The sequence below is a fragment of the Pararhodobacter marinus genome (assembly GCF_003122215.1).
Lineage (GTDB): Bacteria > Pseudomonadota > Alphaproteobacteria > Rhodobacterales > Rhodobacteraceae > Pararhodobacter > Pararhodobacter marinus.
In genome coordinates this window covers 136,081-157,049 of record NZ_QEYD01000001.1, presented here as the reverse complement: position 1 = coordinate 157,049, position 20,969 = coordinate 136,081, and the positions used below count along the sequence as shown (strand labels likewise).

Genomic DNA, 20,969 nt, shown 5'->3' with positions numbered 1-20,969 from the left:
CTCCACCGCTTCGAGCACTGGAGGCTCTGACCGATGAAAGACCTGACCCCAAGCGTCACCACGGGCCCGCTGCCCGCCTCGCGCCGCGTCTGGCAGGCGGGCGTGTTGCACCCCGATATCCGCGTACCGATGCGCGCGATCGACCTGAATCCCAGCGCGGGCGAGCCGCCCGTCACCGTCTATGACAGTTCCGGCCCCTATACCGACCCCGATGCCCGGATCGACATCGCCCGGGGCCTTCCCCGCCTTCGTGACGGCTGGATCGCGGCGCGCGGCGATACGGAGCTTTATGGGGGCCGCCATGTCCGGCCCGAGGATAACGGCTTTGCCGATGGCGCGCGGCTGGTGCCGGAATTCCCGGTCCGCCATGCCCCGCGCCGGGCGACCGGAGGCCGGGCGGTGACGCAGATGGCTTATGCGCGCGCGGGCATCGTCACGCCCGAGATGGAATTCGTGGCGATCCGCGAAAACATGGGCCGCAAGGCCGCGAAACAGGCGCTGCTGCGCGACGGCGAGGATTTCGGTGCCGAGATCCCCGATTTCATCACGCCCGAATTCGTGCGCGACGAGGTGGCCAAGGGCCGGGCGATCATCCCCGCCAATATCAACCACCCCGAGGCCGAGCCGATGGCGATCGGCCGCAACTTCCTGGTCAAGATCAACGCCAATATCGGCAATTCCGCCGTCACCTCGTCAATGGCCGAAGAGGTCGAAAAGATGGTCTGGGCCACCCGCTGGGGCGCAGATACCGTCATGGACCTGTCGACCGGGCGCAACATCCACAACATCCGTGACTGGATCCTGCGCAACAGCCCCGTGCCCATCGGCACCGTGCCGCTGTATCAGGCGCTGGAAAAGGTCGGCGGCATTGCCGAGGATCTGAGCTGGGAGGTCTTCCGCGACACGCTGATCGAACAGGCCGAGCAGGGGGTGGATTACTTCACCATCCATGCGGGCGTGCGGCTGCACATGATCCCGATGACCGTGGACCGGGTCACGGGGATCGTGTCGCGCGGCGGGTCGATCATGGCCAAGTGGTGCCTGCACCATCACCGCGAGAGCTTTCTCTACGATCATTTCGACGAGATCTGCGACATCGCGCGGGCCTATGATGTCAGCTTCTCGCTGGGTGACGGGTTGCGCCCCGGCTCGATCGCCGATGCCAACGATCAGGCGCAGTTTGCCGAGCTGGAGACGCTGGGCGAGCTCACGCATATCGCCTGGGCCAAGGATTGCCAGGTCATGATCGAAGGGCCGGGCCATGTGCCCATGCACAAGATCAAGACCAATATGGACAAGCAGCTTGCCACCTGCGGCGAGGCGCCATTCTACACGCTGGGTCCGCTTACAACGGACATTGCGCCGGGCTACGACCACATCACCAGCGGCATCGGCGCGGCGATGATCGGCTGGTTCGGTTGCGCGATGCTTTGCTACGTCACGCCCAAGGAACATCTGGGCCTGCCCGACCGCGACGATGTGAAGACCGGTGTCATCACCTACAAGATCGCCGCCCATGCCGCCGACCTGGCCAAGGGGCATCCGGCGGCGCAGGCCCGCGACGATGCGTTGTCGCGCGCAAGGTTCGAGTTCCGCTGGGAAGACCAGTTCAACCTGTCCCTCGACCCCGAAACGGCGCGGTCCATGCATGACGAGACCCTGCCCAAGGAAGCCCACAAGGTCGCGCATTTCTGTTCGATGTGCGGGCCGAAATTCTGCTCGATGCGGATCAGCCACGACATCCGCGCCGAGGCGCAGAAAGAGGGGATGGAGAAGATGGCCGAGAAGTTCCGCGACGGCGGAGACCTGTATATCCCGCTGGAGGACGTGAAATGAGCCAGTCACCTCAGGAATTGCTGGCCGCCCTGCGCGCCGCGCCGCCGCTGGTGCAATGCATCACCAATTATGTCGCGATGAACATCGCGGCCAATGTGTTGCTGGCTGCCGGCGCCTCGCCCGCGATGGTCTCGGATGCCGAGGAAGCCGGCGAATTCGCCCGCATCGCCGGCGCGCTGACGGTTAATATCGGCACGCTGTCCTCGCCCTTCGTGTCGGGAATGCGCGCGGCTATCGAAGGCGCGCAGGCCGCCGGCAAGCCGTGGGTTCTGGACCCCGTCGCCTGTCAGGCCACGGCGCTCAGGCGCCGGACGGCGGCGGATCTGGTGGCGCTGAAACCGACAATCATCCGGGGCAACGCCTCCGAGATCCTGTCGCTGGCGGGCGAGGCCAGCCGAGGACAGGGCGTCGACGGGCGCGACAGCGTGACGGCGGCGGAAGACGCGGCGCGCTGGCTGGCCGCGCAGACCGGCGGCGTGGTCGCGGTGACGGGCGAGAGCGATTTCGTCACCGACGGCGCGCGCGCGGCACGGATCGCGGGCGGCTCGCCCTATATGCCGATGAACACCGCGCTGGGCTGTTCGCTGACGGGCCTGTGCGGCGCTTACGCGGCGGTTGCGGATGACCCTTTCGACGCCACCCTGGCGGCGCTTGCGCATTTCGCCGTGGCGGGGCGTCGCGCACATGAGGGCGCGCAGGGGCCGGGCAGTTTCGCGCCGCGCTTCCTCGACGCGCTGCACGCCGTGACCCCCGAGGCGCTGGGGGCCGAGGCCGAAATCCGCGCGCTGGAAAGTGTCGGGGCATGAAGCCCGCGTTCGACCTGTCGCTGTATCTCGTGCTCGATCCCGGCCTTTGCGCCGGGATCGGGATGGTCGACACCGCCCGCCGCGCGGTCGCGGGTGGCGCGACGATGGTGCAGCTGCGCGACAAGACGGGCGGCACGGCGGCGATGGTCGAAACCGGCCGCGCGCTGAAACGCGCGCTTGCGGGCAGCGGGGCGCGGCTGATCGTTAACGACGATGTCGAGGCTGCGGTCGCGATCGGCGCGGATGGCCTGCATATCGGGCAGGGCGACATGGCCGTGGCCGAGGCCCGCGCGCGGATCGGGAAGGCGATGCTTCTGGGCCTGTCGGTGGAAAGCCCCGGGCTGGCTGCGGCGGTCGATCCGGCGCTGGTGGATTACGTCGGCGCGGGTCCGGTCTTTGCCACGCCTACGAAACAGGACCACAAGCGCCCGGTCGGCTTTGATGGGCTGGCGGCGCAGGTCGCGGCCAGCCCGGTCCCCGCGGTCGCCATCGGCGGGCTGAAACGCCAGCATATTTCGCAGGCCTTCGCCGCCGGGGCGCAGGGCATCGCGGTGGTCTCGGCCATCTGCGGCCAGCCCGATCCGCAAAGCGCAGCGCAGGCGATGCGCGAGGGCATCGACGCTTTATCCCGTTGAGCGCCAGAGCGCGTGGAAATGGTGCACCGGCCCGTGACCTTGCCCGACATCGAGCGCGTCACTAACCGCAAGCGCGCCGCTCAGATAGGCCTTGGCCTGCGCGACCGCCTCGGGCACCGCCATCCGGGGAAGCAGCGTGGCAAGGGCCGAAGACAGCGTGCAGCCGGTGCCATGGTCGTTGGTCGTGGCGATGCGGGGCGCGGGAAAAGCGGTGATGCCGCTGGTCCCGGCCAGCAGGTCGGTGCTGTCGGCGCTGTCGGTCAGATGCCCCCCCTTCAGCAGCACCCAGTCCGACCCCAGCGCCTGCAGCGCGGGCAGGGCTGCGCGCATGGACCCGGTATCCCAGTCGTCGGGGCGGCCCAGCAGCACCGCGGCCTCGGGCAGGTTCGGGGTGATGATCGTGGATAACGGCACCAGCAGGTCGCGCACCGCCGCCACGGCCTCGGGCGCCAGCAGGGCATGGCCGCTTTTCGCCACCATCACCGGGTCGAGCACCACGTTGCGCACGCCATGATGCCGCAGCCGGTCCGCCACGGCCTCGGCAATCGCGGCATTGGCGATCATGCCGATCTTGACCGCGTCGATCCGCACGTCTTCAAGCACCGCGTCGATCTGATCCGCGACAAAGGCGGGATCGAGCGCCACGAAGGAGCGCACTCCTAGGGTATTCTGCGCGACCACGGCGGTGATCGCGGTACAGGCATAGCCGCCAAGCGCCGAGATCGCCTTGATATCGGCCTGAATCCCGGCTCCGCCCGAGGGATCGGTGCCCGCGATGCTGAGGGTATTGGCGATCATGCCCCGCCCTCCGTCCTCAGCGCGGCGGCTTGCGCCGCCACCTCGGCCACGTCGCGGCTGAGCGGCAAGCCCGAGGTCGGGAGCCCCGTCAGATCGACCCAGCACGCGTCCAGAGCGTCATCGCCCGCGACCGGCTCGCCCGCGATCCAGTCGCACAACACGGCGATCAGGATGAAATGGCGCCGCAGCGTCCCGGCCTCGTCCCGGTCGAACGCATCGAGCGCGGTGACGACCTGCCGCGCCCTGGCGGTGACGCCGGTTTCTTCGTGCAATTCGCGCAGGGCGGCGGTGTGCAGCGTCTCGCCCGGGTCGATCTTGCCGCCGGGAAAACCCCATAGCCCCGCATCAGGCGGATTGGCGCGGCGGACGAGCAGGATGTCATCCCCCCGAATGACGATGGCCAGCACGGCGGGGATCGGGTGGTCGGGTGTCGGTGGGTTTGGCATGGCGGCCTCGGGCATTGAGGCCGGCAAGGGCAAGAAAGCGCAACGGTCCTGTCCCTTCGCCGGCATGATCCGGATCAGGTTCAAAGGGTCACTGCGCTGCGCGGTCCCGGGCCAGCAGTATCTCAGCCCCTTGTCGGGACCCCCCTCGGTATCCGCTCAGCGTATCAGGAAAAAACGCGGGTTCAACGGGTCGCGCGCGATATGCCACCGGGAGCAAGACGGCCGAGCGTTTCGGCGCGCAAGGTTTCGGCAAGCCGTTCTGCCGCGCGCGTGGGGTCGGGGGCCCGCAGCAGCCGCAGCTCGATCCCCGGCAGATCGGGCAGGGCCGGGTGGCCGGTCAGCGCGACGATATCGTCGGGGCAGCCATGATCCGTGCGCACCGCCAGCCCCGGCCCCGAGCGCAGCGCGCCCCAGATCGCCGGCAGGCTGGGCGTGGTCAGCGCGGCGCGCCAGCACAGGCGGCGCCGGTCCAAAGCGGCAAGCGCGGCTTGACGGAACAGGCAGGGATGGTTGAACAGCACAAGGGGCAGGGGGTCGGGTATCGCCTGCGCAGCCCGGTCCCGATGGGTGAGCCAGCGCATCGGCAAGGTGCACAGGATCTCGCCCTCGGCCGGACTGCCGGGGCGGAAAAAGGCGATGGCGGCATCCAGGCGACCGGCGCGCACCTCGTCGGCGATGCTGTGGTTGTCGCCGGCCCTGACATCGACATGAACGTCGCCGTGATCCCGCGCGAATCGGGCCAGCGTGGCGGGCATCACGTCGTCGAAGAAATCCTGCGGCAGGCCCAGCCGCACCGAGGCCGCCGGCGCGCCCGCCCCGATCTGCTGTGCCGCCTCGTCATTCAGCGCGACGATCCGCCTTGCATAGGCGATGAGCGCCTCGCCCGCCTCGGTCGGGACCAGCCCCCGCCCCTTGCGCATGAACAAGGGCGTGCCCGCCTGTTGTTCCAGCTTCTTCACCTGCATGCTGACCGCCGATTGCGACCGGCCAAGCTGAACCGCCGCGCGCGCGAAGCTGCCCAGATCGGTGCCCACGATGATCGTGCGCAGTGCATCCATGTCGAAATTCGGCGTCACTTTCGGGTTCCGGGACCGGGGCGTCGGCGATATCCGTTTCGCGCAAGTCTACGCCGCTATCCCCGCCGGGCAAGGGGTGGTCACGAGGATTGCAGGTCCTCGAGATACATTCGCACCGCGTCCTGAACGTGGCGGAAACGGTCGCCGCCCAGATGCTTGCCACCGAACCAGCGGGTCACGACGATGATATGGTTGCGCAGGTCCTCGCGCTCGAGCATCCGCAGGATCACCATGCCCGCCCCGGCTTCGCCATCGTCGTTCTTGATTGGCGCCTCGTCGGTCAGAAGCGCCCAGGTGTTATGCGTTGCCTTGGCGAATTTCTTCTTGCGGCAGAGGGCCTTGATGAAGGCTTTCGCCTCGTCCTCGGACGCGCAGGGGCCGCCGGAAACGGCGTATTTCGACCCGCGGTCAGAGATGACGTTCTCCAGGATGCGCATGGGGCAGGCTTATCCCTGCGCCGGTGACGGGGCAAGGCGCGTCCGCAGGCCCGGTGATGCGCGGGTGACCCTGGGAGTCGCGGAAAAGATGTTGACAGAGTCATGTTTTCCCGGAATCAATAGTGCAATAACGTAAGTGAAAGTTCCTGATGCAACGGGAGGTGTGTCATGAGCCACGACGTGGTCAAGGAATATACCGGCTCGATCCAGCCCGGCGATCATCCCTATCTTCAAGGACCCTGGGCGCCGCTGCATCAAGAGGTCAACGCTGATGACCTTCTTTTGCTGGAAGGTCAGGTGCCGACCGATATCGACGGGGTCTATCTGCGCAACACGCAGAATCCGCTGCATCAATCCATGAATCGCTATCATCCGTTCGACGGCGACGGCATGATCCACATGGCGGCCTTTCGCGACGGAAAAGTGCAGTATCGTAATCGGTTTGTGCAGACCAAGGGCCTGCAGGCCGAGATCGAGAACGGCGGGCGGCTCTGGGCGGGGCTGATGGAAGACCCGGCCTTGTCCAAGCGCCCCGGCTGGGGCGCGCATGGTGCGCTGAAGGATGCCAGCAGCACGGATGTGGTCGTCCATGCCGGCAAGGCGCTGTCGACCTATTTCCAGTGCGGCGAAGGCTACCGCATGGACCCGCTGACGCTGGATCAGCAGGGCGTGCCCGACTGGTCGCCCGAACACGGCATCTCGGCCCATACCAAGGTGGACGAGGAAACCGGCGAGCTGTTGTTCTTCAACTATTCGAAGACGCCGCCCTACATGCATTACGGCGTGGTCGATCGCAGCGACCGGCTGGTGCATTACACGCCCGTGCCGCTGCCGGGGCCGCGCCTGCCGCATGACATGGCGTTCACCAGGAATTACGCGATCCTCAACGATTTCCCGCTGCACTGGGACCCCGAGCTATTGAAGCGGGACAAACACGTGGTGCGGTTTTATCCCGATCAGCCCTCGCGCTTCGCGGTGATCCCGCGCCGGGGCGGGGCCGAGGATGTCCGGTGGTTCGAGGCCGCGCCCACCTTCGTGCTGCACTGGCTCAACGCCTATGAAGAGGGCGACGAGATCGTGCTCGACGGGTATTTCCAGGAAGACCCGATGCCCACCAATTACGAGGGGGCGCAGCCGGGTTACGAGCGGATGATGTCCTATCTCGACCAGTACAAGATGGGCACCAAGCTGCATCGCTGGCGTTTCAACCTGAAGACCGGCGAAACGCGCGAAGAGCGGCTGGACGACCGGGTGCTGGAATTCGGCATGATCAACCAGAAATACGCGGGCAAGCCCTATCGCTACGCCTATTCGGCGGTGCAGGTGCCCGGCTGGTTCATCTTCAACGGCTATGTGAAGCACGACCTTCAGACGGGCGAAAGCTGGCAGCTGACCCTGCCCGAGGGGCTCTATGCCAGCGAGGCGCCCTTTGCGCCGCGCATCGGCGCCACGTCCGAGGATGACGGCTATCTGGTGACCTTCGTGATCAACGAAAAGACCGGCAAGTCCGAGGTCTGGCTGATCGACGCAAAGGATTTCGACAAGGGGGCGGTCTGCAAGCTGCAGCTTCCGCACCAGCTGGCGAGCGGGACGCATTCATGCTGGGCCAACGGTGCCGATTTCCGCGATGGCGGGATTCTGGCCCGCGCGGCCATGGGCTGAGGGAGGAATACCATGGGACTCGAGACGATACCCGCCGAACAGGACTGGCTGGTCGAGAATGCCTCGATGCAGGGGCCTTTCGCGCCGATCCACAGCGAGATCGAAGCGCAGGACCTGGAAGTGATCGGCGAATTGCCCGAGGATCTGAACGGACTTTATGTCCGCAACGGCCCCTCGCCCGCCCATGCGCCGCACGGGAAATACCACTGGTTCGACGGCGACGGGATGCTGCACGCGGTGCGCTTTCAGAACGGCCGCGCGACCTATCGCAACCGGATGGTGGAAACCGACGGTCTGAAGGCCGAACGCGAGGCCGGGCGCGCGCTGTGGCCCGGGCTGAAGGACCGGATGCCGGACGGGACGCTGCCCGATGACGCGCTGAAGAACACCGCGAACACGGATGTGAAATTCCACAACGGCAAGCTTTACTCGATGTGGTACCGGGGCGGCGCGGTCTATACCGTCGATCCCGGCAGCCTGCAGACGCTGGGCAAGCTGGAACAGGACCCGCGGCTGGTCGGCCTGCAGATCTCGGCCCATAGCCGGATCGACGAGGCGACGGGCGAGTTCATCTTCTTCGCCTATGGCAACCGCCATCCCTATATGCATTACGGGGTGATCGGGCCGGACGGCGCGCTGAAAACCTTCATGCCGGTCGAGCTGCCGGGGCCGCGCCTGCCGCATGATTGCGCGATCACGCCGAATTTCACCATCCTGCACGATTTCCCGCTGGTGAATAACCGCGAGGCCCTGCAACGCGGGCGATATTCGCTGGAATTCCATCAGGACTGGCCGACCCGTTTTGCCGTCATTCCCCGGCATGGCACGCCCGACCAGATCCGCTGGTTCGAATTCAACCCGCGCTACATGCTGCATGTCTCGAACGCGTGGGAAGAGGTCAACGCGCAGGGCGAACGCGAGCTGGTCATGCTGGGCACGCCCTATGCCATGCCGCGCGGCTATGATGGCGGGCTGGACGTGCAGCGGCTTCTGTTCACCATCGGCACGCAGGGCACGGATTACGAACTGTATCAGTGGCGGATGAATCTCGATACGGGGATGACGCGCGAAGGGATCGTCGACGACATCCTCAACACCGAATTCCCGATGATCAACACCCGCTTCCAGGGGCTGAAGAACCGCTACACCTATAACGTTCTGATGGGGCGTCCGCGCACACTGGAACAGCCCCATTTCGCCGGGCTGGTGAAATACGACCTGCAGACAGGCGCCGCCGTCGCCTATCACCCGGGCGAGGGCTACTGGTTCTCGGAAGCGCCCTTCGCGCCCCGCGATGGCGCGACCGAGGAGGACGACGGCTACGTCGTGGGCTTCGTCTGGAACGGGCTGGAAAACCGCTCGGAAGTCTGGGTGACGGATGCGCGCGACATCTCGAAAGGCCCCGTCGCGAAGGTGATCGTGCCGCAGCGGGTGCCGCATGGCTTCCATTCCTGCTGGGTGCGCGAAGATCAGCTGTCGGCGGCGCAGGTGGCCTGATGCCGGATCTGGGAGGAACCTGGCATCTGGTCGGTTGGGAGATCGAAACGGAGGGACGCGTCACGCATCCCTTCGGCGAGTCCCCGACCGGGATGATCTGCTATACCGAAGACGGCTTCATGTCGGCCTGCATCGCCCGCGCGGATCGTCCGCGCTGGTCGACCGGCAATCCGCGCAAGGCGCCCGATGCCGAGCGGATCGCCGCTTTTGAGAGCTATTTCCACTATGCGGGCACATGGCGGACCGAAGAGCGCGCGGGCATTCCCCATGTCATCCATGCCGTCACTCACAGCCTGAATCCCGACTTTCCCGGGACAGAACAGGTGCGCCGCATCGACCTCGAGGGCGATGCGCTGACCCTGTCGGCACAGGAAGGTCCCCGTCATCATCGCCTGCGCTGGAGACGCTGATGTTCGATCACGCCGCCATTCTGGACCGCGCGCGTCAGGCCTGTGCCGAGCGCGCCTGCTGGTCGCCCTATCCCGAAATGCCCAAACTCTACCCCGATGCGGACAGCGCCGCCCCCGCGGGCCAGGCCGCGTTTGAGGCGCTGCTGGGCACGCCCTTCGCGCTGGATCTGCCGGGCGTGACCGGGCAGGCGGGCGAAGAGCTGTCGCCTTACACGCAAGAGCCCCTTGGCATCACCTATCCTCAGGCCGATCCCGACGCGCTGTTTGCCGCCGCCAAGGCCGCGATGCCGGGCTGGGCCGCTGCCGATATCGACACCCGTCTCATGCTGCTGATGGAAGGGCTCGACCGGCTGTATCGCGACCATCTGTTCACACTGGTCCACGCGGTCATGCACACGGCGGGTCAGAGCTATAACATGGCCTATGCCGGGTCGGGGGTGAACGCGCTCGATCGCGGGATCGAGGCGCTGGTCTATGCCGAACAGGCGATGCGCGCGGTCACGCCGCAGGCGCATTGGGCGCGGCGGTTCGGTCGCGATGAGATTTCGCTGGAAAAGACCTATCGCCTGATGCCGCGCGGCGTCGCGGTCTGCTTCACCTGCGCCAGCTTCCCGACATGGAATGCGTGGCCGTCGATGCTGGCCAGCCTTGCCACCGGCAACGCGGTGATCGTCAAGCCGCATCCCGCCAGCGTCTTGCCGATGGCGATCACCGTTCGCGTCTTTCGTGACCTGCTGGCCGAGCAGGGCTTCGATCCGAACCTTGTGACGCTGTGTCTCGATACGCTCGACGCGCCGCTGGGCAAGGTGCTGATCAAGCATCCCGATTGCGCCATCGTCGATTTCACCGGCTCCGCCCGTTTCGGGCAGTGGGTCGAGGCCAACGCCCATCCCGCCATCGCTTTCACCGAAACCTCAGGCTGCAACACCGTTGTGCTGGCCGGGGCCGAGGATCTGGACGCGGCGATCCGCTCGCTGGCGACGACGATGTGCATGTTCTCGGCGCAGATGTGCACGAGCCCGCAGAATGTCTATCTGCCGCCGCAGATCGACACGCCCGAGGGCCCAGTCCCGCGCGACGAGGTCGCCGCGCGGCTGGCCGAGGCCATTGCCCGCCTGACCGAGGATCCGCGCCGCGCCGGGATGATCCTGGCCACGGTGCAGGGGGCAGGGACGCTGGACCTGATCGCCCGGATGCGCGACGAGGGACGCGCGCGGGGCAAGCTGCTGCTCGACAGCCGCCCTTATCCGCATCCCGATTTCCCCGGCGCCCGCACCGCGACGCCGCTTCTGGTGCAGCTGGGCAAGGACGCGCGCGATCTCTATGCCGAGGAGCGCTTCGGCCCGATCGGTTTCGTCATCGACTGCGACTCGGCCGAGGATGCGCTGGAACAGGCCACGACGGATGCCGCGCAGAAAGGCGGGATCACCGGCTTTCTCTATGCCCGCGATGATGCCTTCATCGAACGGGCCGAGCACGCCTATGCCCGGGCCGGGGCGCAGCTGACCATCAACCTGACCGGCGCCATGCCGCTTAATTTCGCCGCCGCCTATAGCGATTACCACGTCACCGGCCTGAACGGCGCGGGCAATGCCGCGCTGACCACGCTGGCCTTCGTCGCCTCGCGCTTCGCCGTCACCCAATCCCGCCGTCCCGTGAGGTCCGTTCATGGCTGATCCGCTTCGCCTGCCGGTTTTCGCCGCGCCCATGTTCCTCGTCTCGGGGCCCGAGCTGGTGATTGCGGCCTGCAAGGCCGGAATCGTCGGCGCGTTCCCGACGCCCAATTGCCGCAGCATCGAACAGCTTGATGACTGGATGACCCGGATCCGGGCCGAGGTCGGCACGGCGCCGTGGTGCGCCAATCTGGTGACACATTCCTCGAATGCCCGCCTGCCGCAGGATCTGGCCCTGATCGCCAGGCATAAGCCGCCCTTCGTCGTGACCGCTCTGGGATCGCCGAAACCGGCCATTGAGACGGTGCATGGCTATGGCGGCAAGGTGATCGCAGATGTGACGACCGTTGCACTGGCGCGCAAGGCGGTGGCGGCGGGGGCGGACGGTCTGGCCTGCATCTGCGCCGGGGCGGGCGGGCATACCGGCACGCTGTCGCCCTTTGCCTTCGTCAGCGCGGTGCGGGCGTTCTTCGACGGAATCGTCATCGTCGGCGGCGGCATCAGCGACGGCGCCGGGATCGCCGGCGCGATCGCGGCGGGGGCGGATTACGTCTATATGGGGACCTCGTTCATCGCCGCCGAGGAAAGCATGGCGCCCGCGGCCTACAAGGACATGGTGGCCGCCGCCCAGATCGAGGATCTGCTCATCAGCGCGGGGATCACCGGCACCCCGGCAAGCTGGCTGAAGCCCTCGCTGCGTGACAACGGGATGGATCCCGACGACATGCCCGACGCGCCGGGCCGCGCCTATGACAGCAGCCAGAGCTTCAAGGGCAAGCGCTGGGCCGATGTGTGGTCGGCGGGGCAGGGCGTCGGTGCCGTTACCGGGACGGAACCGGCCTCCGCCATCGTCGCGCGGCTGGAAGCGGAATACGACGCGGCGCGCGGTCGCCTGTCGTCGCGGCTGGACCGGAGCGTCGCATGACCTTCATCCTTGGCACGTCGCAAAGCGATTTCGCCCGCGCTTGGTCGCGCGAGGGGCTGGATATATCGGACATGATCCGCGACTCGGTTCTGGACGTTCTGGAAGACGCTCAGGTCACGCCCGATCAGGTCGAAAGCATCCATGTCGGCAACGCGTTCGGCGAGATGCAGCGCCAGCAGGCGCATCTGGGCGCCATGGTCGCGCAGGTGGTGCCCGAGCTATGGGGCATTCCGGCGATGCGCCACGAAGGGGCCTGCGCCAGCGCCTCGCTCGCCGTGCTGGCGGCGATGGCCGAGATCGAGGCGGGGCGCTACGATTGCGTGCTGGTCGTCGGCGCCGAGGAATTCAAGAACACCAAGGGGGACGTTGCCAGCGTCAACCAGAACGCGGCCGGCTGGCAGGGGCACGAGGATATCGACTGCCGCTTCCTGTGGCCCGCCGTGTTCGGGCTGGCCGCGCAGGAATACGACGCGCGCTACGGGCTGGACCGGCGGCATCTCAACCGGATCGCGGAATTGAATTACGGGAATGCCCGAAATAATCCGCTGGCGCAGACGCGCGGCTGGGAATTCAACGCGCTCAGCTTCACCGATGACGACAACGCCAACCCGGTGATCGAACCGGGGACGCGGCGGCAGGATTGCGGGCAGATCACCGATGGCGCGGCCTCGCTGGTTCTGGCCTCGCCCGCCTTCGCGGCGGAATGGTCGCGTCGCACCGGCAAGCGCGCCGCACGGATCGCGGGCTGGGGCCATCGCAATGCCGGGCTGCGGTTCAGGGACAAGCTGGAGCGGCAGGGCGACTACGTCTTTCCGCATGTGCGCCAGACCATCGAGGATGCATGGCGCCGCGCCGGGATCGCCGGGATCGAGGCGGTGAGCGGGGTCGAGACGCATGATTGCTTCACCACCACCGAATACATCGCCATCGACCATCTGGGGCTGACCGCGCCGGGGCAAAGCTGGCAGGCGGTCGAGGATGGCAGCATCGAGGCGGGGGGCCGCTGCCCGGTGAACATGTCGGGCGGGCTGATCGGCTGCGGCCATCCGGTCGGCGCGACGGGCACGCGGATGCTGCGCGACGCGGCGCGGCAGGTGCTGGGTAAGGCCGAAGCCATGCAGATCGAGGGCGCGCAACGGATGCAGACGCTGAATATCGGCGGCTCGTTCGGAACGGTGGTAAGTTTCGTGGTCGAGGCGCCGTAAGACGCCAAGGCCATCGCGCCGGGCGACCGGCGACAAGGGAGGAACGGATGACCGAGATCGTCATCATCGACGCGCTGCGCACGCCGCGCGGGCGGGGCAATGCCAAGGGGGCGCTGGCACAGACCACGCCCGTCGACCTGCTGGCCGCCCCGCTCAGGGCGCTGGCCGAGCGCCACGCGCTCAAGGGACGGACGCTGGCCGATTCGATTTTCGGCTGCGTCACCCAGACCGCCGGGCAGGGGGCGAATATCGGCAAGCTGGGCCTGATCGCGGCGGGCTATTCCGACGCGGTGCCCGGGCTCACGGTCAACCGCTATTGCGCCAGCGGGCTCTCGGCCGTGGTGCTGGCCGCGCTGAAGGCGCAGGCCGGCGACGGGCTGGCCATCGGCGGCGGGGTCGAGAGCATGTCGCAGGTGCCTATGGCGTCCGACAAGGGCCCGCTGACCCACGACCACGCGTTCCAGAAATCCGCCGGTCTGGTTCCGATCGGCATCAGCGCCGATGCGGTGGCCACGATCGAAGGGTTCAGCCGCGCCGATTGCGATGCCTATGCCGCCGAAAGCCAGCGCCGCGCCGTCACCGCGCGCGAGGCCGGGGCCTTTGCCTCGCTGGTTCCGGTCGCCGGGCTGGAGCAGGACGAAACGCCGCGCGCGGGCACCAGCGCCGAAAAGCTGTCCGCGCTGGACCCGGCCTTTGCCGAGATGGGGCAGGCCTATGGGTTCGACGCGACGCTCATGGCCTATACCGGGCTTGGGCGTATCGACCACGTTCACCATGCGGGGAACTCGCCGGCCATGGCCGATGGCGCTTCGGCGGTGTTGCTGGGCACGCAAGCAGCGGCGCGGGCGGCCGGGCTGAAGCCCCGCGCGCGCCTTCTCGCCACGGCCGAGATGTCGGTCGACCGCGTGCTGGCGCTGACGGGATCGGTCGACGCGGCGCAGGCGGCGCTGAACCGGGCGGGGCTGCTGGCCGGCGATATCGACCTGTTCGAGGTCAATGAAAGCTTCGCCGCGCTGGCGCTGCATTTCGCCCGCTCCATGGACGTGCCGCTGGACAGGCTCAACGTGAATGGCGGGGCCATCGCGCTGGGCCACGCGATGGGATCTACCGGGTCGGCGCTGATCGGCACCGCGCTGGATGAACTCGAGCGGCGGGGCGCACGGCGCGCGCTGATCGCGGCCTGCGGTGCGGCGGGGCTGGCCTCGGCCGTCATCATCGAGCGGGTGGCATGAGCGAGGCGCCCGATCTGGACCTGATCCGCGACGCGCTGAGCACGTCGACACTGAGCCATGCGCTGAAGCTGATCGGGGACCGCTGGACGATGCAGATCCTGATGGGCGCCTTCATGGGGGTGAAGCGGTTCGACGATTTCCAGTCCTGGCTGGCCATTCCGCGCCGCACGCTGTCGTCGCGGCTGAAATCGCTGATGCATATGGACCTGATGCGCCCGCGTCTCTACCAGGAGCGGCCCGAGCGCTACGCCTATCACCTGACCCGCAAGGGCATGGCCGTCTACGAGGCCACGCTGATGACCTGGGACTGGGAGCAGCGCTTCGGCGAGAACCGCATCGCCCTGCCGACGCGGCTGGTTCACAAGACCTGCGGCCACGGTTTCATCCCGCAACTGAGCTGCGAGGCCTGCGGCGAGACGGTGACGCTGCGCGATCTCGAGCTGAGGCTGAAGCCCAACCCCCACCTGCCGCATGATCCCGACGCGCCGATGCGCACGCCCAAGGTGACGGTCACCGATGGTGCCATGGACCATCTCGCGCTGCGGATGGATCGCTGGACGCTGATGATCGTTTCGGCGCTGGTGCTGGGCTGTCGGCATTTCGACCAATTGTCCCATGTGCTTCGGATCAGCCCGCCGCTTCTGAGCCGCCGTCTGCCTGCCATGGTCGAGGCCGGTCTTCTGAGCGTCGAGCCCGACCGCGACGACCGCCGCCGCCGGGTCTATCTGCTGACCCCTGCGGGACGCGCGCTGTTTCCCTATATCGCGCTGCTCAGCGTCTGGGCGTCCGAGCATCTGTTCAACGAGCCCAGCTCGATCCGCCCGCGCCACAAGGCCTGTGGCAAGGCCTTCGTGCCGCGCGCCACCTGCGGGCATTGCCACGAGCGGCTGAACGCCTGGGACGTGCGCTTCGAAACGGAGGGCGCCGCATGAGCCCGGCCCTGGAACTCTTTTCCCAGCTTACCGTGAACGGCATTGCCGTCGGCGCGATTTATGCGCTGGTGGCGATGGGGATCGTGCTGATCCACAAGGCCACCGAGGTGCTGAACTTTGCGCATGGCGACCTTCTGGTGCTGTCGGCCTTTTCCGCCTGGGCGCTGATCGCGGGCGCGGGGATGCCCTTCTGGCTGGTGCTGCCGCTGGTGGCGGCGGGGGTGGGCATTCTGGCCTATGGGATGGATGCGGTGATCGTGCGCCGGATCGCCGGCCAGCCGCAATTCGCGGGCGTCATGCTGACCATCGCGCTGGCCTTCATGCTGCGCGGTCTGGTGCAGATGGTCTTCGGCACCGATTCTCAAAGCTACGACACGCCCTGGACCGGCGGATCGGTTCGTATCCTCGGGGTCACCGTCGCCGATCTGTCGCTGGTGATCATGGCCGCGGTGTTCCTGATCGCCGCGCTGCTGTGGGTGTTTTTCCGCAAGACCCGGCTGGGAATCGCCATGCAGGCCGCCAGCCAGAACCAGCTGGCCGCGCATCTGAACGGCGTGCGGGTGAAGCGGCTCAATTCGCTGGTCTGGGCGCTGGCGGGGGTGACGGCGGCGGTGGCCGGGATCTTCCTTGCGCCGCTGACGCTGGTCGATACCGCGCTCTGGCTGATCACGCTGAAGGCGCTGGCCGCCATCGTGCTGGGCGGCTTCGGCAGCCTGCCGGGCGCGGTTCTGGGCGGCATCCTGATCGGCCTGATCGAGCAATATGCGGGCGTCTACCTGCCCGACGGGTTCAAGGACATCGCCGCCTATCTGGTGCTGATCGCGGTGCTGATCCTCAAGCCCAACGGGCTGATGGGCGACGCGCATGGACGGAGGGTCTGAGCTTTGCGGTTCGATTATCACACGCGCTACCGGCAGGGTTTCGCGCTGCTCAAGCATCCCGCCGACTGGGTCAATTACGGTGTCCTTCTGGCCGCGCTTCTGGTGGTGCCGCTGGTCAGCTCAAATTACTTCGTGGGCGAACTCAGCTATGTGCTGATCCTGTGCGTGGCGTCGCTGGGCCTGATGATGCTGAGCGGGTTCACCGGGCAGATCAGCCTGGGCCATGCCAGCTTCGTCGCCATCGGTGCTTACGGCCATGCATGGCTGCTGGCGCAGGGGGTTCCGTTCATTCTGGCCCTGCCGCTGGCCGCGCTGATTTCAGCCGGGGCGGGGCTGCTCGCGGGGATCCCGGCGATCCGCGTCTCGGGCCTGTATCTGGCCATGGTGACGCTCGCCTTCTCGATCGTTGTCGAGCAGGTGATCGGCATGTGGCGCGGTGTGACCGGCGGATTCATGGGGATGCTGGTGGAAACGCCCAGCATCGCCGGGATCTCGCTGGGATCGCCCAAGGTGTTCTATTACCTGTGTCTTCTGATCCTTGTGCTGGTGCTGCTGGCGCTGGCCAACCTGCTGCGTTCGGGCATCGGTCGGGCCTTTACCGGCGTGCGCGATTCCGAGGCCGCGGCCTATGCGCTGGGGATCGAGGTCAAGCGCGTGAAGGTCGGCGCCTTCGGCCTGTCGGCGGGCATTACCGGGCTTGCCGGGGCGCTTATGGCGCATCACATCGGCTATCTGACGCCCGACGCCTTCACCCTGCTTCTGTCGCTCGATCTGGTGCTGATGGTGGTGATCGGCGGCATGGGCAGCCTGCGCGGCGCGATCCTTGGCGCGGTGCTGATCAGCATGCTGCCCAACGCTGTCGCCTTGCTGAAAGACGTGCTGCCGCAATCCATGGCGCGGCAATCGGGGCTGGAAATCTTTGTCGCGGGGGCGGTGCTGGCCTTCTTCGTGCTGTTCGAGCCGACCGGGCTGAACGGGCGCTGGCTGAAGATCCGCGCGCTGCTCGAGAATTTCCCGCTCTATCGCCGCGACACGTTCCGGCGTCAGAAAGCCTATATGAAATCGGAGCGTAACCGATGACCGGCGCGGTTCTAGAACTCGATCAGGTGGCGCTGCATTTCGGCGGGCTGGCGGCGATCTCGGACCTGTCGGTCTCGGTCCATGCGGGCGAGGTGCTGGCCGTGATCGGGCCGAACGGCGCGGGCAAGACCTCGATGCTGAACCTCGTGACGCGGGTGTTCGATGCCAGCAAGGGGCGCATCGCGTTCAAGGGGCAGGATATCTCGCGCCTGCCGCGCGCGCGCATCGCCCATCTGGGCATCGCCCGCACCTTCCAGAATATCGAGTTGTTCGACGCGGCCACCGTGCTCGACAACCTGCTGCTGGGCCGGCACCGGTTCGGCGGCGGGGCGTGGTGGCGGCAGGTCTTGCGCACCCCCGCGCTGACCCGGCTGGAAGAGGCGCACCGCGCCAAGGCCGAAGAGGTGATCGAGTTTCTCGACCTGTCGCCGTGGCGCAATGCCCGCGTGGCGGGCCTGCCTTACGGCGTGCGCAAGGTGGTCGAACTGGGCCGCGCGCTGTGTTCGGAACCCGAGATCCTGTTCCTCGATGAACCCGCCTCGGGGCTCAACCCCGAGGAAACGCGCGATCTGGCCTTCTGGATCGACGATATCCGCAGCGATCTGGGCATCACCGTAGTGATGATCGAACACGACATGTCGCTGGTGAACGCGGTCGCCGACCGGGTGGTCTGCATGGCGCAGGGGCGGGTTCTGGCTCAGGGCAGCGCGGCCGAGGTGCAATCGCATCCCGACGTGATCGCCGCATATCTGGGGACGTGACGATGCTTCTGGACGTGCAGAATCTGGAAACGTGGTACGGGCCCATCGCTGCGATGAAGGGCGTGAACCTGCAGGTGGCCGAGGGCCGCATCACCGCCGTGCTGGGCGCGAACGGGGCGGGCAAGACCACGCTTCTGAACACGCTGGCCGGGGTGATCGACCCGTTCAAGGGAAAGGTTCTGTTCGACGGCGTCGAGGTGCAGGGCCAGGAGGCCGATGCCATCGCCCGGCGCGGGCTGGTTCTGGTGCCCGAGGGTCGGCAGGTTTATCCGTTCCTCAGCGTGCGCGAGAACCTGACGATGGGCGCCTATGCGCGCCGGGACCGCGACGCCGTTGCGCGCGATATCGAGCGCGTGCAGACGTGGTTCCCGCGGCTGAAAGAGCGCGATGCGCAACATGCGGGGCTGCTCTCGGGCGGCGAGCAGCAGATGGTGGCCATCGGCCGGGCCTATCTGTCGGCGCCCAAACTGCTGATGCTGGACGAGCCCAGTCTGGGCCTGTCGCCAATGCTGACGCATGAAATCTTCGGGATCATCCGCAAGATACGCGATGAAACCGGCACCGCCGTTCTGGTCGTCGAGCAGAACGCCGCCGTGGCGCTCAAGCATGGCGACGACGGCTATATCATGGAGCTGGGCCGCATCGTCGCCGCCGATACCTGCGCCGCGCTCAGCCAGAAGGAAGACGTGCGCGAGGCCTATCTGGGCGGCGGCGCGGGCGAGGGACTGTCGGGCACGCAGCAGCGCTGGAAGCGCAGGAAAACGTGGAGATGAGCCTCAGATGAACGCGATGACGCCGCCTGCCGTGACCTTCCTGGGCTTCGAGACCCCGGCCCGGGTATTCCGCGCGCGGGTGCAGGAATGGTCGGATCTGCCGGCCCTGCGCCACAAGCATCGCGGGCTGTGGCAGAGCTATAGCTGGGGCGCGTATTACGCGAAGGCGCGCGCCTTCGGGCTGGCTTTGCGCGATCTGGGCATGGCGCGCGGCGAGGTGATCGGCGTGCTTGCGGAAAACCGGCCCGAATGGCTGTTTGCCGATATGGGCGCGCAATGCATGGGCTATGTGGGGAATGGCGTCTACCCGACCGCTTCGCCCGATCAGCTGCGCTATATCCTGCAGGATTCCGCCTGCCGCGTGCTGGTGGTCGAAAACCAGGAGCAGCTGGAAAAGGCGCTCGCCGTGCGCGACGATTGCCCCGATCTCAGGCGCATTCTGGTGATCGAGCGCGAGGGGCTGCGCAATCTCTCTGACCCGCAGGTCGGTTTCTTCGACGATTTCCTGCGCCGGGGCGAAGCGCTTGCCGAAACCCAGGCGCCCGATTTCGAAGCCGCCATCGAAGCCGGGCAGGGGCCTGATCTGGCTTTTCTGGTTTATACGTCCGGCACGACCGGGGCGCCCAAGGGGGCGATGATCTCGAACCGCAACGCGGTGTTCCAGCTGAACAAGGCGACCGAGTATCTGGATGCCGGGCTGGGCGACAAGACGCTTTCCTTCTTGCCGCTGTGCCATATCGCCGAGCGGATGGCTTCGGTCTTTAACCCGATGGCGCTGGGCCTTGTCGTGCATTTCCCTGAAAACGCGGGCACCGTGGCCAACGATATCCGCGAGGTCGCGCCGCATATCGTCTTCGCGCCGCCGCGTTTCTGGGAAAAGATGCACAGCCAGATCGAGCTGTTTCTGCGCGACGCGATCGGCCCCGCGCGCTGGGCCTATCGCCGCGCGCTCGACGCGGGACGCGAGGGGGTTGCGGCGCGGCTGGAAGGGCGCCCGCCGCCGCGTCAGGGCCTTTTCGCGCGGCTTCTGGACAGGCTGGCCTTCCGCAATATCCGCGTCTTTCTGGGCCTGCAGAACTGCCGCAGCGCCCTGACCGGCGCGGCGCCGGTCCCGCCCGAGCTGATCCGCTGGTTCCTGGCCATCGGAATCGAATTGCGCGAGGCTTTCGGCATGACCGAAACCGCCGGTTTCGCCGCCTCGACGCCCAAGGGCGGGATCCGGCTGGGCTGGGCTGGTCTGCCCGCCGGCGGGACCGAGATCCGCATCGCCGATGAAGGCGAGATCCAGGTGCGCGGCGCCAATGTCTTCGCGGGCTACTGGCGCAATGCCGAGAAAACCGCCGAGACGATCACACCCGATGGCTGGCTGAAGACCGGCGATTGCGGCGAGATCAGCCCCGAGGGCTATGTCGCGATCCGCGACCGCATCAAGGACATCATCATCACCGCGGGCGGCAAGAACATCACGCCCACGCAGATCGAAAGCCAGCTCAAGTTCAGCCCGTTCATCACCGATGCGGTGGTGATCGGCGAGGGGCGGCGCTATGTGACCGCGCTGGTGATGATCGACCTCGAACATGTCGCCCGCTATGCGCAGGAACAGGCGATCCCCTATACCGATTTCGCCAGCCTCGCACGCGCGCCGGCCATCGTGGCGCTGATCCAGGGCGAGATCGACGCCGTGAATCCCCGGCTGGCCCGGGTCGAACAGATCAAGAGCTTCCGCATCATCGACCAGCTTCTGACCGCCGAGGACGAAGAGCTGACACCGACGATGAAGCTGAAGCGCAAAGTCATCGCGCAAAAATACGCGCCCCTCATCGAAGGCATGTATTCCGCCTGAGACGGCAGGCGGAAGGAGGAGAGCATGCCCGAGACATCACCACGCCGTCAGACGCCATTAG

General features: G+C 66.9%; 20 protein-coding genes and 1 riboswitch. Of the genes, 16 read left to right on the top strand and 4 right to left on the bottom strand.

Annotated elements, in window-relative coordinates; translation table 11 throughout:
• Positions 1 to 33 precede the first annotated feature (33 nt).
• The 3 genes from thiC to thiE are packed head-to-tail and all read left to right on the top strand — an operon-like array spanning position 34 to position 3,277.
• Positions 34 to 1,836: a phosphomethylpyrimidine synthase ThiC gene (thiC, locus tag C4N9_RS00800; RefSeq protein WP_109531386.1), complete on the top strand. Its 1,803-nt coding sequence runs from the start codon at positions 34 to 36 to the stop codon at positions 1,834 to 1,836.
• Positions 1,833 to 2,642, top strand: a complete 810-nt coding sequence (thiM, locus tag C4N9_RS00795) for a hydroxyethylthiazole kinase (protein ID WP_109531385.1) — start codon at positions 1,833 to 1,835, stop codon at positions 2,640 to 2,642. The genes thiC and thiM overlap by 4 nt, the downstream gene beginning before the upstream one ends.
• Positions 2,639 to 3,277 carry a thiamine phosphate synthase gene (gene thiE / locus C4N9_RS00790; RefSeq protein WP_109531384.1) on the top strand — a complete coding sequence of 213 codons (639 nt, stop codon included), beginning with the start codon at positions 2,639 to 2,641 and terminating at the stop codon, positions 3,275 to 3,277. The genes thiM and thiE overlap by 4 nt, the downstream gene beginning before the upstream one ends.
• Here thiE and thiD read toward each other — a convergent pair.
• The 4 genes from thiD to C4N9_RS00770 form a co-directional block, all read right to left on the bottom strand.
• Complete coding sequence (thiD, locus tag C4N9_RS00785) at positions 3,266 to 4,075, bottom strand: bifunctional hydroxymethylpyrimidine kinase/phosphomethylpyrimidine kinase (protein ID WP_109531383.1); 810 nt, start codon at positions 4,073 to 4,075, stop codon at positions 3,266 to 3,268. The two genes, thiE and thiD, sit on opposite strands and share 12 nt — an antisense overlap.
• Complete coding sequence (locus C4N9_RS00780; protein ID WP_109531733.1) at positions 4,072 to 4,521, bottom strand: NUDIX hydrolase; 450 nt, start codon at positions 4,519 to 4,521, stop codon at positions 4,072 to 4,074. The genes thiD and C4N9_RS00780 overlap by 4 nt, the downstream gene beginning before the upstream one ends.
• Positions 4,522 to 4,555: 34 nt before the next feature.
• Positions 4,556 to 4,677: riboswitch (TPP riboswitch) on the bottom strand.
• 26 nt (positions 4,678 to 4,703) lie between these two features.
• A complete protein-coding gene (locus C4N9_RS00775) occupies positions 4,704 to 5,579 on the bottom strand; it encodes a LysR substrate-binding domain-containing protein (protein WP_109531732.1) in 876 nt (291 codons plus the stop codon).
• A 98-nt stretch (positions 5,580 to 5,677) separates the two neighbouring features.
• Positions 5,678 to 6,034 carry a YigZ family protein gene (locus tag C4N9_RS00770; protein WP_109531382.1) on the bottom strand — a complete coding sequence of 119 codons (357 nt, stop codon included), beginning with the start codon at positions 6,032 to 6,034 and terminating at the stop codon, positions 5,678 to 5,680.
• Positions 6,035 to 6,202: 168 nt separating this feature from the next.
• On the opposite strand from C4N9_RS00770, the gene C4N9_RS00765 reads away from it, so the two are divergent.
• The 13 genes from C4N9_RS00765 to C4N9_RS00705 are packed head-to-tail and all read left to right on the top strand — an operon-like array spanning position 6,203 to position 20,908.
• A complete protein-coding gene (locus C4N9_RS00765; RefSeq protein WP_109531381.1) occupies positions 6,203 to 7,696 on the top strand; it encodes a carotenoid oxygenase family protein in 1,494 nt (497 codons plus the stop codon).
• Positions 7,697 to 7,708: 12 nt separating this feature from the next.
• Entirely contained in the window at positions 7,709 to 9,193 is a 1,485-nt protein-coding gene (locus tag C4N9_RS00760; RefSeq protein WP_109531380.1) for a carotenoid oxygenase family protein, read from the top strand.
• Positions 9,193 to 9,603 (top strand): lipocalin-like domain-containing protein, encoded by a 411-nt coding sequence (locus tag C4N9_RS00755; protein ID WP_109531379.1) that lies wholly within the window; start codon positions 9,193 to 9,195, stop codon positions 9,601 to 9,603. Before C4N9_RS00760 ends, C4N9_RS00755 begins: the two co-directional genes overlap by 1 nt.
• A complete protein-coding gene (locus C4N9_RS00750) occupies positions 9,603 to 11,279 on the top strand; it encodes an aldehyde dehydrogenase family protein (RefSeq protein ID WP_210403948.1) in 1,677 nt (558 codons plus the stop codon). Before C4N9_RS00755 ends, C4N9_RS00750 begins: the two co-directional genes overlap by 1 nt.
• Positions 11,272 to 12,201: an NAD(P)H-dependent flavin oxidoreductase gene (locus tag C4N9_RS00745; protein WP_109531378.1), complete on the top strand. Its 930-nt coding sequence runs from the start codon at positions 11,272 to 11,274 to the stop codon at positions 12,199 to 12,201. Before C4N9_RS00750 ends, C4N9_RS00745 begins: the two co-directional genes overlap by 8 nt.
• A complete protein-coding gene (locus C4N9_RS00740) occupies positions 12,198 to 13,406 on the top strand; it encodes an acetyl-CoA acetyltransferase (protein WP_109531377.1) in 1,209 nt (402 codons plus the stop codon). Before C4N9_RS00745 ends, C4N9_RS00740 begins: the two co-directional genes overlap by 4 nt.
• A 47-nt stretch (positions 13,407 to 13,453) precedes the next feature.
• On the top strand, positions 13,454 to 14,638 hold the full coding sequence (locus tag C4N9_RS00735; protein WP_109531376.1) for an acetyl-CoA C-acyltransferase: 1,185 nt from the start codon (positions 13,454 to 13,456) through the stop codon (positions 14,636 to 14,638).
• Positions 14,635 to 15,570, top strand: coding sequence for a winged helix-turn-helix transcriptional regulator (locus C4N9_RS00730; RefSeq protein WP_109531375.1), 936 nt, complete (start codon positions 14,635 to 14,637; stop codon positions 15,568 to 15,570). Before C4N9_RS00735 ends, C4N9_RS00730 begins: the two co-directional genes overlap by 4 nt.
• Positions 15,567 to 16,451: a branched-chain amino acid ABC transporter permease gene (locus C4N9_RS00725; protein WP_109531374.1), complete on the top strand. Its 885-nt coding sequence runs from the start codon at positions 15,567 to 15,569 to the stop codon at positions 16,449 to 16,451. The genes C4N9_RS00730 and C4N9_RS00725 overlap by 4 nt, the downstream gene beginning before the upstream one ends.
• Positions 16,452 to 16,454: 3 nt before the next feature.
• The gene (locus C4N9_RS00720; protein ID WP_109531373.1) at positions 16,455 to 17,531 is read left to right on the top strand and encodes a branched-chain amino acid ABC transporter permease; all 1,077 of its coding nucleotides are present in this window, start codon (positions 16,455 to 16,457) and stop codon (positions 17,529 to 17,531) included.
• On the top strand, positions 17,528 to 18,292 hold the full coding sequence (locus C4N9_RS00715) for an ABC transporter ATP-binding protein (RefSeq protein WP_109531372.1): 765 nt from the start codon (positions 17,528 to 17,530) through the stop codon (positions 18,290 to 18,292). Before C4N9_RS00720 ends, C4N9_RS00715 begins: the two co-directional genes overlap by 4 nt.
• Positions 18,293 to 18,294: 2 nt before the next feature.
• Positions 18,295 to 19,065, top strand: a complete 771-nt coding sequence (locus tag C4N9_RS00710) for an ABC transporter ATP-binding protein (RefSeq protein ID WP_109531371.1) — start codon at positions 18,295 to 18,297, stop codon at positions 19,063 to 19,065.
• 7 nt (positions 19,066 to 19,072) lie between these two features.
• Complete coding sequence (locus tag C4N9_RS00705) at positions 19,073 to 20,908, top strand: AMP-dependent synthetase/ligase (protein ID WP_109531370.1); 1,836 nt, start codon at positions 19,073 to 19,075, stop codon at positions 20,906 to 20,908.
• Positions 20,909 to 20,969 lie beyond the last annotated feature (61 nt).

Coding starts and splice junctions, on each gene's coding strand:
- thiC (WP_109531386.1), top strand. CDS start 34: ATGAAAGACCTGACCCCAAGCGTCACCACGGGCCCGCTGCCCGCCTCG.
- thiM (WP_109531385.1), top strand. CDS start 1,833: ATGAGCCAGTCACCTCAGGAATTGCTGGCCGCCCTGCGCGCCGCGCCG.
- thiE (WP_109531384.1), top strand. CDS start 2,639: ATGAAGCCCGCGTTCGACCTGTCGCTGTATCTCGTGCTCGATCCCGGC.
- thiD (WP_109531383.1), bottom strand. CDS start 4,075: ATGATCGCCAATACCCTCAGCATCGCGGGCACCGATCCCTCGGGCGGA.
- C4N9_RS00780 (WP_109531733.1), bottom strand. CDS start 4,521: ATGCCAAACCCACCGACACCCGACCACCCGATCCCCGCCGTGCTGGCC.
- C4N9_RS00775 (WP_109531732.1), bottom strand. CDS start 5,579: ATGGATGCACTGCGCACGATCATCGTGGGCACCGATCTGGGCAGCTTC.
- C4N9_RS00770 (WP_109531382.1), bottom strand. CDS start 6,034: ATGCGCATCCTGGAGAACGTCATCTCTGACCGCGGGTCGAAATACGCC.
- C4N9_RS00765 (WP_109531381.1), top strand. CDS start 6,203: ATGAGCCACGACGTGGTCAAGGAATATACCGGCTCGATCCAGCCCGGC.
- C4N9_RS00760 (WP_109531380.1), top strand. CDS start 7,709: ATGGGACTCGAGACGATACCCGCCGAACAGGACTGGCTGGTCGAGAAT.
- C4N9_RS00755 (WP_109531379.1), top strand. CDS start 9,193: ATGCCGGATCTGGGAGGAACCTGGCATCTGGTCGGTTGGGAGATCGAA.
- C4N9_RS00750 (WP_210403948.1), top strand. CDS start 9,603: ATGTTCGATCACGCCGCCATTCTGGACCGCGCGCGTCAGGCCTGTGCC.
- C4N9_RS00745 (WP_109531378.1), top strand. CDS start 11,272: ATGGCTGATCCGCTTCGCCTGCCGGTTTTCGCCGCGCCCATGTTCCTC.
- C4N9_RS00740 (WP_109531377.1), top strand. CDS start 12,198: ATGACCTTCATCCTTGGCACGTCGCAAAGCGATTTCGCCCGCGCTTGG.
- C4N9_RS00735 (WP_109531376.1), top strand. CDS start 13,454: ATGACCGAGATCGTCATCATCGACGCGCTGCGCACGCCGCGCGGGCGG.
- C4N9_RS00730 (WP_109531375.1), top strand. CDS start 14,635: ATGAGCGAGGCGCCCGATCTGGACCTGATCCGCGACGCGCTGAGCACG.
- C4N9_RS00725 (WP_109531374.1), top strand. CDS start 15,567: ATGAGCCCGGCCCTGGAACTCTTTTCCCAGCTTACCGTGAACGGCATT.
- C4N9_RS00715 (WP_109531372.1), top strand. CDS start 17,528: ATGACCGGCGCGGTTCTAGAACTCGATCAGGTGGCGCTGCATTTCGGC.
- C4N9_RS00710 (WP_109531371.1), top strand. CDS start 18,295: ATGCTTCTGGACGTGCAGAATCTGGAAACGTGGTACGGGCCCATCGCT.
- C4N9_RS00705 (WP_109531370.1), top strand. CDS start 19,073: ATGAACGCGATGACGCCGCCTGCCGTGACCTTCCTGGGCTTCGAGACC.